Raw genomic sequence first — 16,893 nt, 5'->3', positions numbered from 1 at the left:
CCATGGACCGATGCGTGACGACGAGACGGCGACCGCCCAGGGGGCCATCGGTGCACTCGTGCACCTCGCCGTCGACGGCGACGAGCAGGCGACGCACGACCTGCTGGCGCACGTCCATCCGCTCGCGCTGCGGTTCTGCCGCTCGCGCCTCAGCCGGCTCCCCGGCGACGCGCGCCACTTCGTCGAGGACCTCGCGCAGGAGGTCTGTGTCGCGGTGCTGATGGCGCTGCCGCGCTACAAGGACACCGGACGGCCCTTCGAGGCCTTCGTGTTCGCCATCGCCTCCCACAAGGTCGCCGACCTGCAGCGCGCGGCGATGCGTCATCCGGGCTCGACTGCCGTGCCGTCCGACGAGATGCCCGAGCGGCCGGACGACTCGCTCGGCCCCGAGGAGCGGGCGCTGCTCAGCGACGACGCGGAGTGGGCCAAGAAGCTGCTCGCCAATCTCCCGGAGAACCAGCGTGAGCTGCTGGTGCTCAGGGTCGCCGTGGGACTGACCGCGGAGGAGACCGGGCAGATGCTGGGGATGTCCCCGGGGGCCGTCCGGGTCGCGCAGCACCGTGCGCTCAGTCGGCTGCGGGCGCTGGCCGAGCAGTGAACCGGTGAGCCGAGCGGTGAACCGGTGAGCGGCCGGTTCCGTATGACTGTCGTGTGAACCTACAAAGCTGCTCATCGATCTTGATCGTGGAATGAGACGGCTGCTGGGGCCGTTAGCATGGACATTCGCAGGGATCAAGGCCATTTGGGGAAGGTGTCATGACCAACGTCGACGGAGTGCCCGAGAAATTCGCGACACTCGGGCTGACCTACGACGATGTGCTGCTGCTGCCGGGAGCCTCCGACATGGCGCCCGACCAGATCGACACCTCCTCGTACATCTCGAAGAACGTGCGGGTGAACATCCCGCTGCTGTCCGCCGCCATGGACAAGGTGACCGAGGCGCGCATGGCCATCGCCATGGCGCGGCAGGGCGGCGCCGGTGTGCTGCACCGCAACCTCTCCATCGCCGACCAGGCCAACCAGGTCGACCTGGTCAAGCGTTCCGAGTCCGGCATGGTGAGCGACCCGATCACCGTGCACCCGGACGCGACCCTCGCAGAGGCCGACCAGCTGTGCGCCAAGTTCCGCATCAGCGGCGTGCCGGTCACCGACCCGGCGGGCAAGCTGCTCGGCATCGTCACCAACCGTGACATGGCCTTCGAGTCGGACCGTGCGCGCCAGGTGCGCGAGGTCATGACCCCGATGCCGCTGGTCACGGGCAAGGTCGGCATCTCCGGCGTGGACGCCATGGAGCTGCTGCGCCGCCACAAGATCGAGAAGCTTCCGCTGGTCGACGAGGCGGGCATCCTCAAGGGTCTGATCACGGTCAAGGACTTCGTCAAGGCCGAGAAGTACCCGAACGCGGCGAAGGACAAGGACGGCCGGCTGCTCGTCGGCGCGGCCGTCGGCGTGGCGGGCGACGCCTACGAGCGGGCCCAGGCGCTGATCGCGGCGGGTGTCGACTTCATCGTCGTCGACACCGCCCACGGCCACTCCCGGCTGGTCGGCGACATGGTCGCCAAGATCAAGTCGAACGCCACCGGTGTCGACGTCATCGGCGGCAACATCGCCACGAGGGACGGCGCCCAGGCGCTGATCGACGCCGGTGTCGACGGCATCAAGGTCGGTGTCGGGCCCGGCTCCATCTGCACCACGCGCGTGGTCGCCGGCATCGGCGTCCCGCAGGTCACCGCCATCTACGAGGCATCGCTCGCCGCCAAGGCGGCCGGTGTCCCGGTCATCGGCGACGGCGGCCTGCAGTACTCGGGCGACATCGCCAAGGCGCTGGTCGCCGGCGCGGACACGGTCATGCTCGGCTCGCTGCTCGCGGGCTGCGAGGAGTCCCCCGGTGAGCTGATGTTCATCAACGGCAAGCAGTTCAAGTCGTACCGCGGCATGGGCTCGCTGGGCGCGATGCAGTCCCGTGGTGAGCAGCGCTCCTTCTCGAAGGACCGCTACTTCCAGGAGGGCGTCGCCTCCGACGAGAAGCTGGTGCCCGAGGGCATCGAGGGCCAGGTGCCCTACCGCGGCCCGCTCTCCGCGGTCGTCCACCAGCTGACCGGCGGTCTGCGCCAGTCGATGTTCTACGTCGGCGGGCGCACCGTGCCGGAGCTCCAGGACAACGGCCGGTTCGTGCGGATCACCTCCGCGGGGCTCAAGGAGAGTCACCCGCACGACATCCAGATGACGGTCGAGGCGCCGAACTACAGCAGGAAGTAGTTCCCGCACGTTGCCAGGGGCGGTCCCGGGGTTGCCGGGGCCGCCCCTCGTGTGTGCGTCGGGGATACTGGTAGGGCCCAGGCGCAGATGCAGAAGGAAAGGCCACACACGTGACTGAGATCGAGATCGGGCGCGGCAAGCGCGGCCGCCGGGCGTACGCGTTCGACGACATCGCCGTCGTGCCGAGCCGGCGCACGCGGGACCCGAAGGAGGTCTCGATCGCCTGGCAGATCGATGCCTACCGCTTCGAGCTGCCCTTCCTGGCCGCCCCGATGGACTCCGTGGTCTCCCCGCAGACCGCCATCCGCATCGGTGAGATGGGCGGTCTGGGCGTACTGAACCTCGAGGGCCTGTGGACCCGCTACGAGGACCCGCAGCCGCTGCTCGACGAGATCGCCGAGATGGACGAGGCGAGCGCCACCCGCCGCCTTCAGGAGATCTACGCGGCCCCCATCAAGGAGGAGCTGATCGGACAGCGCATCAAGGAGGTGCGCGACTCCGGTGTCGTCACCGCCGCCGCGCTCTCCCCGCAGCGCACCGCGCAGTTCTCGAAGGCCGTCGTCGACGCAGGAGTCGACATCTTCGTCATCCGCGGCACGACGGTCTCCGCCGAGCACGTCTCCGGCGCCGCCGAGCCGCTGAACCTCAAGCAGTTCATCTACGAGCTCGACGTGCCGGTCATCGTCGGCGGCTGCGCCACGTACACCGCGGCCCTGCACCTGATGCGCACCGGTGCGGCGGGTGTCCTGGTGGGCTTCGGCGGCGGCGCCGCGCACACCACCCGTAACGTGCTGGGCATCCAGGTCCCGATGGCGACCGCCGTCGCGGACGTGGCCGCGGCCCGCCGCGACTACATGGACGAGTCCGGCGGCCGGTACGTCCACGTCATCGCGGACGGAGGCGTCGGCTGGTCCGGCGACCTGCCCAAGGCGATCGCGTGCGGCGCCGACGCCGTGATGATCGGCTCGCCGCTGGCCCGCGCCACCGACGCGCCGGGCAAGGGCCACCACTGGGGCATGGAGGCCGTCCACGAGGACGTGCCGCGCGGCAAGCTGGTCGACCTGGGCATCGTGGGCACCACGGAGGAGATCCTCACCGGGCCCTCGCACATTCCCGACGGTTCGATGAACTTCTTCGGTGCGCTGCGCCGGGCGATGGCGACGACGGGCTACAGCGAGCTCAAGGAGTTCCAGCGCGTCGAGGTGACGGTGGCGGACTCCCAGCACAGCCGCTGACCACCGGCCGCACATGGGGAAGGGCCCGGCATTTCAATGCCGGGCCCTTCCCCATGTGTGCCGCGACCGTCAGGCGTTGGCCTTCTTGGCGCCGCCGAAAGCGGTGACCGCTGCGATGGCGAGGAAGACGTACGTCATGCCGTCCGCGGACTCCTTCCACGCCTGCGTGATCAGGCTGAACTGGTCGATGAACAGGTCCGTGAAGGACAGGCCCAGCTCCTCCGCGCCGATCATCGCGATACCGACCAGCTGGCCCAGGTACACGGCGCCGACGCCGAGCAGGGCGCTCAGAACGGCCAGGACCGGGTTGGGGCCGCCGACCTTGGCGGCGGCGAAACCGATCAGGAAGCCGACACCGACGGCCGCGTAACCGATCTCGGCCTCGATGGCCCCGGCGATCGCGCCGTAGACGCCGGCGGTCACCAGGGCGGTGACGACGGCGACGACGATGCCGAGTCCCAGGTTGTTGCGCACCGGGGCCGGCGGCGGGGCGGGTGCGTACTGGTCGCCACCGGCGAACGGGTTGCCGGACGACGGCGGGACGGGCTGACTCATGGCGGAACTCCCCCTGGGATCGATCGCGTCGCACGATCGTGCGAGCGGCGGTCCCGGACACTAGCAGCCCAGTCCGGCGGAGCGACATTCGGTTATATGACCGTTGTAAGGGCGGTGTACGGACGCCGGATGAACGTCAGAGACGGTGTGCCGCGCCGGCCGGTGTCGCTCCCCTTGTGTCCAGCAGGAGTTGGGCCTTCACGGCCAGCCCCTGGAGGTCGTAGGTGCGGTGGTTCTGCACGAGCACGGTGAGGTCCGCGGCGGCGGCCGCCTCGTACAGGGAGTCGGCGCGCGGGACGGGGAGTTCACCCACGCGCCAGTCGTGGACATAAGGGTCGTGGTAGCTCACGGACGCGCCGAGCCCCATCAGACGGCGGGCGATCTCGGTGGCCGTGGAGCCCTGCGGATCGGCGAGGTCGGGTTTGTAGGTGACGCCGAGGAGAAGGACGCGGGCGCCGCGGGCCGACTTGCCGTGCTCGTTGAGGAGGGTGGCGCAGCGGCGGACCACGTACTGCGGCATCCGGGCGTTGATCTCCTGGGCGAGGCCGACCATCCGCAGAGGGCGGCCGGCGGCGTGGCCGGGGTCGAGGGGTACGCCGTGGCCGCCGACGCCGGGGCCCGGACGGAAGGCCTGGAAGCCGAACGGCTTGGTCTCCGCGCAGCGGATGACGTCCCACAGGTCGACGCCGAGGTCGTGGCAGAGCACCGACATCTCGTTGACCAGGGCGATGTTGACGTGCCGGAAGTTCGTCTCGAGGACCTTGACGGTCTCGGCCTCGCGCAGACCGCGGGCGCGGACCACCTTGTCGGTCAGACGGGCGTAGAAGGCGGCGGCGGACTCGGTGCAGGCGGGCGTGAGACCTCCGATGACCTTCGGCGTGTTGGCGTATCCGTGCGTACGGCGGCCGGGGTCGGTTCGGCTGGGGGAGTAGGCGAGGTGGAAGTCCCGGCCGGCGCGCAGTCCCGAGCCCTCTTCGAGGAGCGGGCGGAGGAAGGTCTCCGTGGTGCCGGGCTCGACCGCCGACTCGAGCAGCACGGTGGTGTGGGGCCGCAGCCGGGACGCGAGGGCCCGTGCGGCGTCGGCGAGGGGCGCCAGGTCCAGGGTGCCGTCCGCGCCCACCGGGGTGGGTGCGCAGATCACGGCGGTGCGTACGCGGCCGAGTTCGGCCGGGTCTGTGACGTTGCGGAAGCCGCTGGAGAGCATGCGCCGAATGTCGGCGGGGGTCACTCCCGCGGCGGGTTCGGAGAGCTGGCGTGGGTCGGGGTCGTAGCCGATGGTTTCGATGCCTGAGGCCACGGCGGCCTGGGCGAGCGGCAGACCGAGGTGGCCGAGTCCGATGACGGCGAGATCTGCGGGCATGGCTGTGGCCGTCCTTCCCGTAGCCGATGGGGACAGTGGGCGCAAGCCCTGTGGGCAGAACGGGCGGGCGCAATGTCAGACTAGGCGTAAATATGACCGTTCTGTCGGATTGTGGGCTTCTGGCTGTCCGAGTGTTATCCACAGGCGGTGGCTGAAGTCGGCGACTGCGGACAGAATCGACGTGTGAGTTCGACGTTCTGAGACCGACCGCAGGAATCGCACGGGGGCGACGGGAGGCAACAGTGAGGACAGCGACACTGGGACCCGCGGAGCGCGCTGAAGCGCTCGCCGGGATGGCCGAGCGCGAGCTGGATGTGCTGGTGGTGGGCGCCGGCGTGGTCGGGGCCGGCACCGTGCTCGACGCCGCGACGCGAGGGCTGTCGACGGGTCTCGTGGAGGCGCGCGACTGGGCGTCGGGCACCTCGAGCCGGTCGAGCAAGCTGATCCACGGTGGCCTGCGCTATCTGGAGATGCTCGACTTCGCCCTGGTCAGAGAGGCGCTCAAGGAGCGTGGGCTGCTCCTGGAGCGGCTGGCCCCGCACCTGGTGAAGCCTGTGCCGTTCCTCTATCCGCTCCAGCACAAGGGCTGGGAGCGGCTGTACGCGGGCTCGGGCGTCGCGTTGTACGACGCGATGTCGGTGTCCTCCGGCCACGGCCGCGGGCTGCCGGTCCACCGGCACCTGTCCCGCCGGCGCGCACTGCGGGTCGCGCCCGCGCTGAAGAAGGACGCCTTGGTCGGCGCCCTGCAGTACTACGACGCCCAGATGGACGACGCCCGCTTTGTGACGACACTGGTGCGCACCGCGGCGAGCTACGGCGCCCAGGTCGCCAGCCGGGCGAGGGTGGTCGGCTTCCTGCGGGAGGGTGAACGGGTCGTCGGGGCCCGGGTGCTCGATGTCGAGGCCGGCGGCGAGTACGAGATCCGCGCCCGTCAGATCGTCAACGCCACCGGGGTGTGGACGGACGACACCCAGGCGCTGATCGGGGAGCGCGGCCAGTTCCATGTACGGGCCTCCAAGGGCATCCACCTGGTGGTGCCGAAGGACCGCATCCACTCCACCACCGGTCTGATCCTGCGGACGGAGAAGTCGGTGCTGTTCGTCATCCCCTGGGGCCGGCACTGGATCGTCGGCACCACCGACACCGGCTGGGACCTGGACAAGGCGCATCCGGCCGCCTCCAGCGCCGACATCGACTACCTGCTGGAGCACGTCAATTCGGTGCTGGCCGTCCCGCTCACCCGGGACGACGTCCAAGGGGTGTACGCGGGACTGCGGCCACTGCTCGCCGGCGAGTCGGACGCCACCAGCAAACTCTCGCGCGAGCACACCGTGGCGCACCCCGTGCCCGGCCTCGTGGTCGTGGCGGGAGGCAAGTACACGACGTACCGGGTGATGGCGAAGGACGCGGTGGACGCCGCGGTGCACGGTCTCGACCAGCGGGTCGCCGCATGCGTCACGGAGGACACGCCCCTGCTCGGCGCGGAGGGGTACCGCGCCCTGTGGAACGCGAGAGCGCGGATCGCCGCGCGTACGGGACTGCATGTCGTGCGCGTCGAGCACCTGTTGAACCGTTACGGGGCGCTGACCGAGGAACTGCTCGCCCTCATCGCGGAGAACCCGACGCTCGGAGATCCCATCGGCGGCGCCGACGACTATCTGCGGGCCGAGATCGTCTACGCCGCGTCCCACGAGGGAGCCCGCCACCTGGACGACGTACTGACACGGCGCACCCGCATCTCGATCGAGACGTTCGACCGGGGGACGCGCAGCGCCCGTGAGTGCGCCGAGTTGATGGCTCCGGTGCTGGGCTGGGAGAAGGCCCAGATCGAGAAGGAGGTCGAGCACTACGAGAAGCGGGTCGAGGCGGAGCGCGAGTCGCAGCGGCAGCCGGACGACCTGACGGCGGACGCGGCGCGGCTGGGGGCACCCGAGATCGTGCCGCTCTGACCCACACGCCGCCGGCTCTGCCCGCGGGCCCTGAGTTTCCCTCGCGGGCGGTGACCGGCCCGGTCTCCGTCGGACCCCGACCCGGCGGAAACCGGATCCGGGCGGGTGTACCGGGAACCGCGGCGGCCCGCCGACTGTCATAGGGGTGGGCCCGACGGTGCGTGACGGCATGCTGGGCGGGGCGTCCCAAGTGTGCCCGGCGCGCCGCATGCTGGACCCGGACGACGTGCCGGTCCCGGGGTGAGGGACAATGGGCGCTCTGCCAGGGCGGGTTACCGCATCGCGCGAGAAGCGTCAGGCGCGGGCGAAGATCAGGGATCGCAGAGGGGACTCATGTCGGAGGCTGAGCAGTCGCGGGAGCCCCTGCGGGGGGCCGGTTCCACCGGTACGGACGCCGGTTCCGCCTCGGGTCCGGCGGCCTCGGGGACGGCAGCGGCCCCGAAGGCGGTGCGCGAGGGCACGGACGCCGTGACCGGTGCGGATGCCACGGGTGCCAGGAGTGCGCGGTCCCTGGAGTCCGGCGTGCCGGACGCGCCGCGTGGCGGCGACGGGGCCGGCGGCTCCGTCGGTGCCGGTGCGGGCGACGACGGGAGCCCTGCCGCAGGTGCCGGGGAAGGCCGTCCTGCCGACGCGCTGGTGACGGGTGCTCAGGACAGCGGGGTGCGCAGCGCCGGGGCCGCCTCGGCACCGGTCGACAAGGTGCCCTCCCCGCGTACACCGGTCGCCGGCACACCGGTCGCCGGCACACCGGTCTCCGGCACGGCGGATGACGTGGTCAGCCCGGTCGAGGACACCGCCCCGGCCGGTGCCACCGGACCGGGCGCGGAGGCTGCCGCGGTGGCGACGACCGGAGGCGCCGCGGGCAAGCCGGCCGCGGTGACCGGTGCCAAGCCCGCCGACGGCCGAGGCGCCGCGGCGAAGGCCGGCCCGGTGGACCAGCCGCCGGTCCGCGCCGGACGCCCGGAGGCCAAGGGCCGCGGCGCCACGGACACCGAGGGACGGCTGCTCGCCGGGCGCTACCGTCTCGGCGGCGTCCTCGGCCGAGGCGGCATGGGCACGGTGTGGCGCGCGGTCGACGAGACCCTCGGCCGCACTGTCGCCGTCAAGGAACTGCGCTTCCCCAACAGCATCGACGACGACGAGAAGCGCCGGCTCATCACGCGCACCCTGCGCGAGGCGAAGGCGATCGCCCGCATCCGCAACAACAGTGCCGTGACCGTCTACGACGTCGTCGACGAGGACGACCGCCCGTGGATCGTGATGGAGCTCGTCGAGGGCAAGTCCCTGGCAGAGGTCATCAGGGAGGACGGCACGCTCACACCGCGCAGGGCCGCGGAGGTCGGCCTGGCGATCCTCGACGTGCTGCGCTCCGCGCACCGCGAGGGCATCCTGCACCGCGACGTGAAGCCGTCCAACGTGCTCATCGGCCGCGACGACCGCGTCGTGCTCACCGACTTCGGCATCGCGCAGGTCGAGGGCGACCCGTCGATCACGTCGACCGGCATGCTCGTCGGCGCACCCTCGTACATCTCGCCCGAGCGTGCCCGCGGCCACAAGCCCGGCCCCGCCGCGGACCTCTGGTCGCTCGGCGGCCTGCTCTACGCGAGCGTCGAGGGGTGCCCGCCGTACGACAAGGGGTCCGCGATCGCGACCCTGACCGCCGTGATGACCGAGCCGCTCGACCCGCCCAAGAACGCGGGCGGGCTGGAGGAGGTCATCTACGGTCTGCTCGCCAAGGACCCGGCTCAGCGGCTGGACGACGCAGGCGCCCGCGCTCTGCTCACCCGGGTGGTGAACGCGCCGGAGGTGCCGGAGCGTCCCGTGGAGCCCGAGCCGTCGCCGGAGGCGACCCGCGCCATACTGCTGCCCCCCGTGCCTCCGGAGGTTCCGCCGAGGCCGGAGGCCAGGCCGAAGGACCCGAGCGCCGACCGGCTGCGCAGCGCCCTGCGGTCCGTGCGCAACGCGGCCGCGGCCGCCGCGAAGACGGAGTCGAAGCCGGCGCCCGCGCCGGACGCGCCTGCTCGGCGGCCCGTGCCGGTGCGCGCACCCCTCACCGATGTGGTGCCCCGCCGGACGCTGGTGGTCATCGCCGTCGTCGCGGTGCTCGCCGTGCTGTCCACCGTGCTCGTCTTCGCCCTCGGCGGTGACGAGGACCCGGGGAACAAGGGCAAGGCCAAGGGCGACACCTCCGCCTCCGCCGGTACCGGGGAGGACGAGAGCTCCGCCGGTACGGGCAGCGACGCCAGTCCGGACAGCGGAGCGGGCACCGGCAAGGACGAGGGCAAGGGCGACCAGGGCGCAGGCACCGGCAGTCCGGACGGTCAGCCGTCGGGTGACACCGGCGGTGACGGTTCGGTCGGCGGGGTCGAGCTGCCTGCCGGATACGTGATGGTCTCCAACGACCGCTGGCACTTCACCATGGCCATGCCCAAGGCCTTCAGGCTGACGGGTGTCGCCGGGCAGAACTCGGGCGGGAAGTTCAGCGTCGACGGTGGAACGCCCCGCGTCCAGGTCGACTTCAACGACAGCCCGAAGGACGACGCCGCGGCAGCATGGTCCGCGGCGGTCCTCGGTGTGCGTGCCACGAGCAACGGCTACAAGCACCTCGGCATAAGGACGGTCGGCTACAACGGCTACCCGACCGTCGCGGACTGGCAGTTCGAGCGCAAAGAGGACGGCCGGCGGGTACGTGTCCTCAACAGGGGCTTCAAGGTCGACGCGAAGCGCGGCTACTCGATCATGATCACATGCCGGGTGGGCGAATGGGACGGCGACGCCTGCCGGACCCTGCGTGAGACGGCGTTCGCCACGTTCAGCCCCAAGGACTGACCGAGGGCACGTATCGTGAGAGGTCGCGGACGGTACGCAGCCACAAGGGGCCGCTGAGCGACCGGAATTGACGGCTTCGTGCGTTGTTCCGGTTCCGACCGGGAACAGCGCGCTGGTGGGGAGGCGTCGTGGACGACTATGCGGGAAGGGTGCTCGCCGACCGCTACCGCCTGCCCTTGCCGCCCTCCGAGGAGTGCGAGTTCGCGGAGACCCGGGCGTTCGACACCTACAGCGGGCACGAAGTCCTCATACGGCAGGTCCCGTTGCCCGAGGTCGTGGACGCAGAGGTGCTCGACGCGGACGGGCTCGCCGGGGCGGCGGTGCCGACACGGGCCCAGGGCGGCCGGGCCGGCAGGGGCGGCACGACGCGGCGGCCCTCGGATCCGGCCGTGCTGCGCGCCGTCGAGGCGGCCCAGGCGGCCGCGCGGATCCCCGACCACCCGCGGCTGGACCAGGTCTTCGACGTCTTCGCGGAGGACGGCTCGCTGTGGATAGTCAGCGAGCGGGTCGAGGCCCGGCCGCTGGCGGCAATGCTCGCGGAGAAGCCGCTCAGCCCCTACCGGGCCGCCGAGATCGCGTCCGACGTGCTGACCGCCCTGCGCGTCCTGCACGCCCACGGCTGGACCCACCGCAACATCACCGTGCGCACGGTGCTGGTCTGCGAGGACGGGCGGGTGGTGCTGACCGGGCTGGCGTCGGGAGCGGCGGAGGAGGCACTGTGCGGATACGCGACCGTGCCGGAGCCCGAGGCGGAGGACGACGAAGAGGACGGGACCGGACGGGACGACGGCCGCTGGTCCGACGGCAGTCGCGGGCCGGGACAGGGGCCCGCTGCCGAGCAGCAGTTCGACGAGTACGCGACCGGCCGCACCGGACTGCCCCGGCAGAGCGGACCGTCCACCGGCGTGCCTGACGTGCGCGCCGCCCGCGCGGGAGCGATCGCGGCGTACCGCGCCGGGGCGCGTGCCGGGGCGCGGACGGGCGAGGACCGGGCACACGGCGAGGACGCCGGTGTCGGTGACCGCCCGGAGCGCAGCGGTCTGGACCCCGACTGGTGGGCCCGCCGTCCCGAGGAGGGGCGCCGGGGCCTGCTGGGCCTCGGGGCCCGTGACGAGGACGACGACGCGGACTTCGACGACCTGGGTCTCGACGGCCCGCCGTACGACGCCGACGACACCGGCCACGAGATCCCGTACGGCGGTCTCCAGCAGGGCGGCGATCCGCACACGGAGGGCCGGTACGACGACGGCCGGTACGACGACGACCCGTACGGCGCCGACCCGTACGGCGCCGACCCGTACGACGGCGACGGCGGACGGGACCGCGGCCACGGGTCGGGCCACGAGTCGGACCACGGGTCCGGCCGGGGGCCGGACCGCCCCGAGCCGCTCCGGCTGGCGGGCACCTGGCACGACGCGCCGTTCACCGGCCGTGAGGGCCCCGGTTCCCTGCCCGCGGGCGGCGGCGGATTCGGTGCCACGGCCCCCCGTCCCGCGCTGCCCGGTGCGCGCGGCCACGACCCGTACCGTGACGACCCCTACGGTGTGCGCCGGGAGCCGCCCGCCCTGCCCGCCGCCCGTGCGGACAGCGGTCCGGCCGGCGCGGGCACGCCCGGCGGCGCCGGGAACCGGTCGTACGGCGGGCAGCGCCCCGCCCTCCCCCCGGCACGCACCGAGAGCGCCGCCGGAGGCAGTTGGCACCGCGGCGGCGACGCCCTGCGTGCCGACGCCCGGCGCAGTCCGGTACCGGCGGCAGGCGCGAAGCCGGCGGCCGGCTGGGACGACGCCGTCGTCGTCGGCGGCGACGCGTACCGGGGTCCGGCCACGCCGCTGGCGGCCGAGCGCGCGCGCCAGGCGCGGATCGCGGTCGTCGGTGCCGTCACCGAGCGGTGGGCTCCGGAGCAGGCCGGGCCGGTCCACGAGAACTGGCAGCTGGCCGCTCCCGTCGGCCCGTCGACCGATCTGTGGGCGCTGGGGGCGCTGCTCTACCGCGCCGTGCAGGGCCATGCGCCCTACCCGGAGGAGAGCGCCGCCGAACTCGTCCAGCTGGTGTGCGCGGAGCCGCCCGCCTTCGCCGAGGAGTGCGGCCCGCTGCGGCCGGTCGTCGAGTCGTTGCTGCGCCAGGACCCCACGGAACGACCGGACTTCGAGGAACTGCGCGGCTGGCTGCGTTCCCTCGTGAGGTCGGCGCCCGAGCCGGAGGCAGGTACGGACGTCGTCCCGCTGCCGGCCGGCGCGGTCGACGCCTCACGGCTCCCGATCGTGCGCCGCCGGGGCGAGCTCGTCCGCAGGCGCCGGGCGGTCGCGGCCGACGTGGCTCACGGCCGCCACCGCCACAAGAGGCCCAAGGGACGGGAGCGGAGCCGGGACCGTGTCCGTGCCGAAGCCGCCCCGCCCAGGCGGGCGTACGAGGAGCCGTACGAGGTGCCGCCGCGCGACACGGCGTACCGGCAGTCGTACAAGAGCACGGGACGCGGGCCGCGCGCGCTCGGCCGTACGCTCCTGCTGCTGATCCTGCTCGCCCTGGTGGCCGCCATCACCTACGCGGTGATGTTCATGCCCGGGGCCGACGAGCAACAGCGGTCGCAGCAGGGCGGGAACACCGGCGCGCGGCCGTCGGCGGGTGGACCGAGTCCGGGCCGTACGGGCGGTGAGGACGGCACGGCCCCCTCCGCCTCCGGTACGCCCGGGTCCCAGCAGCCGCAGACCTCCGCCCCGGCCGGTGACCTGCCGGAGGGATACGTGCTCCGGAACGACCCGGAGGGCTTCCAGATCGCCGTCGACAAGGGCTGGCAGCGACGGCCGATCAACGATGCCGGCCAAGTCCGCTACACCGGCGGCGACTTCACCCTCATCGTCGTACCGGGCCGGGACACCGTGCAGGCGGGCGGTGACGATCCGATGGTCTATCAGCGGGACAAGGAGCCGGAGCTCCAGCCCTTCCGTGACTCGTCCTGGGCCAGTGCGAGCGGTCTGCGCCGCATCGAGGTTGGCGGACGGACCATGGCGGAGGGGCAGTTCACCTGGCAGGACAGCAATGGACGCGAGGTGTACGTGCGCAACCTCGCGCTGCCCGTCGAAGGCGTCTATCACGTGGTCCAGGTGATCGGCCCGGAAACACAGCGTGACAAAGTGACCGAGATCTTCGATCAGGCCACGGCCAGTTACCGCGCCACCCGCTGAGTGCGCACCCGCGCACGCAACGCGCATCACAGTGCGGTCACTTGAGGCATCCGAGGTTCCGTGGTCGTACATCCCCTCCGTAACCTGTCATTCCAAGGAACGGGGCGGGGTACGTGGATCAGACTCACAGCACGGGCAGCGGTCTCCTGCTCGCCGGACGTTACCGGCTGGGCGAGGCCATCGGCCGTGGCGGCATGGGCAAGGTGTGGCGCGCTCATGACGAGGTGTTGCACAGAGTGGTCGCCGTCAAGGAGTTGACGGCAGGGCTGTACGTGTCGGAGGCCGACCGGGCGGTCCTGCACGCCCGCACCCAGAACGAGGCCCGCGCCGCCGCGCGCATCAGCCACCCCGGTGTCGTCACCGTCCACGACGTGCTCGAGCACGACGCACGTCCCTGGATCGTCATGCAGTACGTCGACGGTCCCTCGCTCGCGGACGCCGCCAAGGAACCCGGGCGCATCGACGAGAAGGAGGCGGCCCGGATCGGGCTGCACGTACTGCGGGCGCTCGGTGCCGCGCACGCCGCCGGGGTCCTGCACCGTGACATCAAGCCGGCCAATGTGCTGCTCAACGGCGACGGCAGGGCGCTGATCACGGACTTCGGGATCGCGGCCATCGAGGGTGACTCGACGATCACCAGGACCGGCGAGATCGTCGGTTCGATCGACTATCTCGCGCCGGAGCGGGTCAGAGGCCATGACCCCGGTCCCGCGTCCGACCTGTGGTCGCTTGGCGCGACGCTGTACACGGCGGTGGAGGGCCGGTCGCCGTTCCGGCGCTCGTCGCCGCTGTCGACCATGCAGGCCGTGGTCGACGAGGAGCCGCCCGCCCCGGTGCTGGCCGGACGGCTCGGGCCGGTCATCCTCGAGCTGCTGCGCAAGGATCCGGCGGCGCGGCCCTCTGCCGCGGAGGCGGAACGGATGCTGACCGAGGCCATGGAGGGGCGTGGGCCCGCTGCAGGCGGCGGGAACCAGGTGCCGACGCGGCGGCTGCCGCTGCCGGCCTCCGGGCCCGGTGACCGCGCGGCGAGCACGACGCACATGACGGCCACGGCCACGGCCGACGCAGCCGGCGGGGCCGGTGGTCCTGGACCTGCGGGAAGCACGGGAGGCGGGGGAAGCCCCATGCCCTCGCCCGACGCGCGCCGCCGAGGCCGCCGCGTACGCACGGTCCTGGTCGCCGTTCTCGCGGCGGCCCTACTCGGAGGCGGCGCCGGTCTCGTGACGCAGTACCTGAAGGACGACGGACGCGGCGGCGGCGCGCGGTCCGCGCAGGAGCCCGACGGCGCCGATGAGACCGGGAAGCCGGACCCGTCGGGCGTTCCGCAGGGCTGGCGACGGGTCGAGGACCCCGAGGGCTTCAGTCTCTGGGTGCCCGACGACTGGCGGCGTCAGACGGACGGCAACCAGATCGACTACACGCCGGACAACGGCCGGCATCGCATCCGCATCAGCGTCGATCCCGCGCCCGACCACGAGAACCCCTACATGCACATGCTCGACATGGAGAAGAGCCTCGAGACGAGGCTGCCGGAATACCGTCGGCTGCAGTTGCACCCCAACACCTTCAGGGACCAGACCCTCTCCGCGCTCTGGGAGTTCACCTGGACGGAGAGCAAGGAGCACCCCGGACCCAGGCGGGCGATCGACCAGATGTACTACGAGGACGACGGCACGGAGTACGCCCTCTACATGTCGGGGCCCGCGGACGACTGGACGACGACACGTGAGCAGTTCGACATCATGTTGCGTGGATGGCGCCCTGCGGGCACCGGATAGCCCCTGATCAGGACTTATGTGCCAGTGATCGCTGGCATGGTCGTGCGGACATGGTGAAAAGGTGTTACCGACGGGTACCCAAAGTGCCGCTCCCCGCCTACTCTCACCCCCATGACGGACTCGCAGGCCACCGCGGCCGCCCTCGGCACCAACCCGACAGCCGCCGCGCCCGCCGGCGCGCGTACCGCGGCCGACGTGGTGACCCCCGATCTCGTCGCCCGGCTGACCAAGGGCGTCGCCGGATCCGGACGTACCGCCAACCACACACCGTTCACCGGTGATCAGCTGGCCGAACTGCCCGAGTCCACCCCGCAGGACGTTGCCACGGCTTTCGAGCGCGCCCGCGCCGCCCAGGCCGCCTGGGCCGCCACCCCCGTCCGCGCCCGCGCCGCCGTCCTGCTCCGTTTCCACGACCTGGTCCTGCAGCGCCAGGCGGAGGTCCTCGACCTCATCCAGCTGGAGACCGGCAAGGCGCGCCTGCACGCGCACGAGGAGGTGCAGGCGGTCGCCGTCGCCGCCCGCCACTACGGGCGCAAGGCCCCCTCGTACCTGAAGCCGAAGCGGCACACCGGCGTGGTCCCCGTCCTCACCAAGACGACCGAACTGCGCCACCCGCGCGGCGTCGTGGGGCAGATCGCGCCCTGGAACTACCCGCTGGAACTGTCCGTCGGTGACGCGCTGCCGGCCTTCGTCACCGGGAACGCCGTCGTGATGAAGCCCGACACGGAGACGGCGCTGACCGCCCTGTGGGCGCGTGACCTGCTGATCGAGGCGGGCCTGCCCGCGGAAGTCTTCCAGGTCGTCATCGGGGACGGGCCGGTCGTCGGGCCCGAGGTCGTCAAGCACGCCGACTACGTCTCCTTCACCGGCTCCACCCGCACCGGCCGCGAGGTGGCGCAGGGCGCCGCCGCCCGCCTGGTCGGCGTGTCCCTCGAACTCGGCGGCAAGAACGCCATGCTGGTGCTGCGCGACGCCGACGTGGAGAAGGCCGCCGCCGGTGCCGTCCGTGCCTGCTTCTCCTCCGCCGGTCAGCTGTGCATCTCCATCGAGCGGCTGTACGTCCACGAGTCGGTCGCGGACGAGTTCGTGGAGCGCTTCGCCGCCCGCACGAAGGCCATGCGGCTGGGCAACTCGCTGGCCTACGGCGCCGACATGGGCTCCCTCGTGGGCGAGCGCCAGCTCGAGACCGTCACCCGCCATGTCGAGGAGGCCGTCGCCAAGGGCGCCAGGCTCGTCGCCGGCGGCGTCGCCCGCCCCGACATCGGCCCCCTCTTCTACGAGCCCACCATCCTCGACGGTGTCGAGGCGCCGATGGCCGTGTGCACGGAGGAGACCTTCGGCCCGGTCGTGTCCGTCTACCGCTTCAAGGACGAGGACGACGTCGTCGCCCAGGCCAACGCCACTCCGTACGGCCTCAACTCCAGCGTGTGGACCAAGGACGCCCGGCGTGGTCACGCCGTCGCCACGAAGCTCCGGACCGGCACCGTCAACATCAACGAGGGCTACGCGCCGGCGTACGGCAGCGTCCAGTCCCCGATGGGCGGCATGAAGGATTCGGGACTCAGCCGGCGCCACGGCTCCGAGGGCATCCTCAAGTACACGGAGGCGCAGACCGTGGCCCAGCAGCGACTGCTGCCGCTCGCCCCGTCGTTCGGAATGGACGACGAGAAGTACGCGGCCTTCATGAGCATCAGCCTCAAGGCGATGAAGGCACTGCGCCTTCGCTGACCCCCCTTCACCCGCAGG

At 72.0% G+C, this 16,893-nt stretch carries 10 protein-coding genes; 8 read left to right on the top strand and 2 right to left on the bottom strand.

What is annotated here, in order from left to right; all coding sequences use genetic code 11:
* Positions 1-10: 10 nt before the first annotated feature.
* The 3 genes from ACFYV1_RS13790 (at position 11) to ACFYV1_RS13780 (ending at position 3,494) form a co-directional block, all read left to right on the top strand.
* Entirely contained in the window at positions 11-598 is a 588-nt protein-coding gene (locus tag ACFYV1_RS13790; protein ID WP_389395673.1) for a sigma-70 family RNA polymerase sigma factor, read from the top strand.
* A gap of 158 nt (positions 599-756) precedes the next feature.
* Positions 757-2,259 (top strand): IMP dehydrogenase, encoded by a 1,503-nt coding sequence (gene guaB, locus ACFYV1_RS13785; protein ID WP_389395672.1) that lies wholly within the window; start codon positions 757-759, stop codon positions 2,257-2,259.
* Between the two features lie 110 nt (positions 2,260-2,369).
* Positions 2,370-3,494: a GuaB3 family IMP dehydrogenase-related protein gene (locus ACFYV1_RS13780; protein WP_389395671.1), complete on the top strand. Its 1,125-nt coding sequence runs from the start codon at positions 2,370-2,372 to the stop codon at positions 3,492-3,494.
* A gap of 69 nt (positions 3,495-3,563) precedes the next feature.
* Here ACFYV1_RS13780 and ACFYV1_RS13775 read toward each other — a convergent pair whose 3' ends face one another.
* Complete coding sequence (locus ACFYV1_RS13775; RefSeq protein WP_389395670.1) at positions 3,564-4,049, bottom strand: hypothetical protein; 486 nt, start codon at positions 4,047-4,049, stop codon at positions 3,564-3,566.
* Between the two features lie 136 nt (positions 4,050-4,185).
* Complete coding sequence (locus tag ACFYV1_RS13770; protein WP_389395669.1) at positions 4,186-5,409, bottom strand: nucleotide sugar dehydrogenase; 1,224 nt, start codon at positions 5,407-5,409, stop codon at positions 4,186-4,188.
* A 242-nt stretch (positions 5,410-5,651) separates the two neighbouring features.
* Between ACFYV1_RS13770 and ACFYV1_RS13765 the strand changes: the two genes are divergently transcribed.
* From ACFYV1_RS13765 to ACFYV1_RS13745, 5 genes are all read left to right on the top strand, one after another.
* Positions 5,652-7,358 (top strand): glycerol-3-phosphate dehydrogenase/oxidase, encoded by a 1,707-nt coding sequence (locus ACFYV1_RS13765; RefSeq protein WP_389395668.1) that lies wholly within the window; start codon positions 5,652-5,654, stop codon positions 7,356-7,358.
* 333 nt (positions 7,359-7,691) lie between these two features.
* Positions 7,692-10,187 (top strand): protein kinase, encoded by a 2,496-nt coding sequence (locus tag ACFYV1_RS13760; RefSeq protein ID WP_389395667.1) that lies wholly within the window; start codon positions 7,692-7,694, stop codon positions 10,185-10,187.
* 128 nt (positions 10,188-10,315) lie between these two features.
* Positions 10,316-13,369, top strand: coding sequence for a protein kinase (locus ACFYV1_RS13755; RefSeq protein WP_389395666.1), 3,054 nt, complete (start codon positions 10,316-10,318; stop codon positions 13,367-13,369).
* A gap of 113 nt (positions 13,370-13,482) precedes the next feature.
* Positions 13,483-15,147 carry a serine/threonine-protein kinase gene (locus tag ACFYV1_RS13750; protein WP_389395665.1) on the top strand — a complete coding sequence of 555 codons (1,665 nt, stop codon included), beginning with the start codon at positions 13,483-13,485 and terminating at the stop codon, positions 15,145-15,147.
* 111 nt (positions 15,148-15,258) lie between these two features.
* The gene (locus ACFYV1_RS13745; protein WP_389395664.1) at positions 15,259-16,875 is read left to right on the top strand and encodes a succinic semialdehyde dehydrogenase; all 1,617 of its coding nucleotides are present in this window, start codon (positions 15,259-15,261) and stop codon (positions 16,873-16,875) included.
* Positions 16,876-16,893 lie beyond the last annotated feature (18 nt).

The organism is Streptomyces sp. NPDC003023 (assembly GCF_042888225.1).
In the GTDB taxonomy this organism is placed as follows: Bacteria; Actinomycetota; Actinomycetes; order Streptomycetales; family Streptomycetaceae; genus Streptomyces.
Note: the sequence above shows the minus strand (reverse complement) of the source record. Positions and strands in the feature narration are given on the sequence as shown.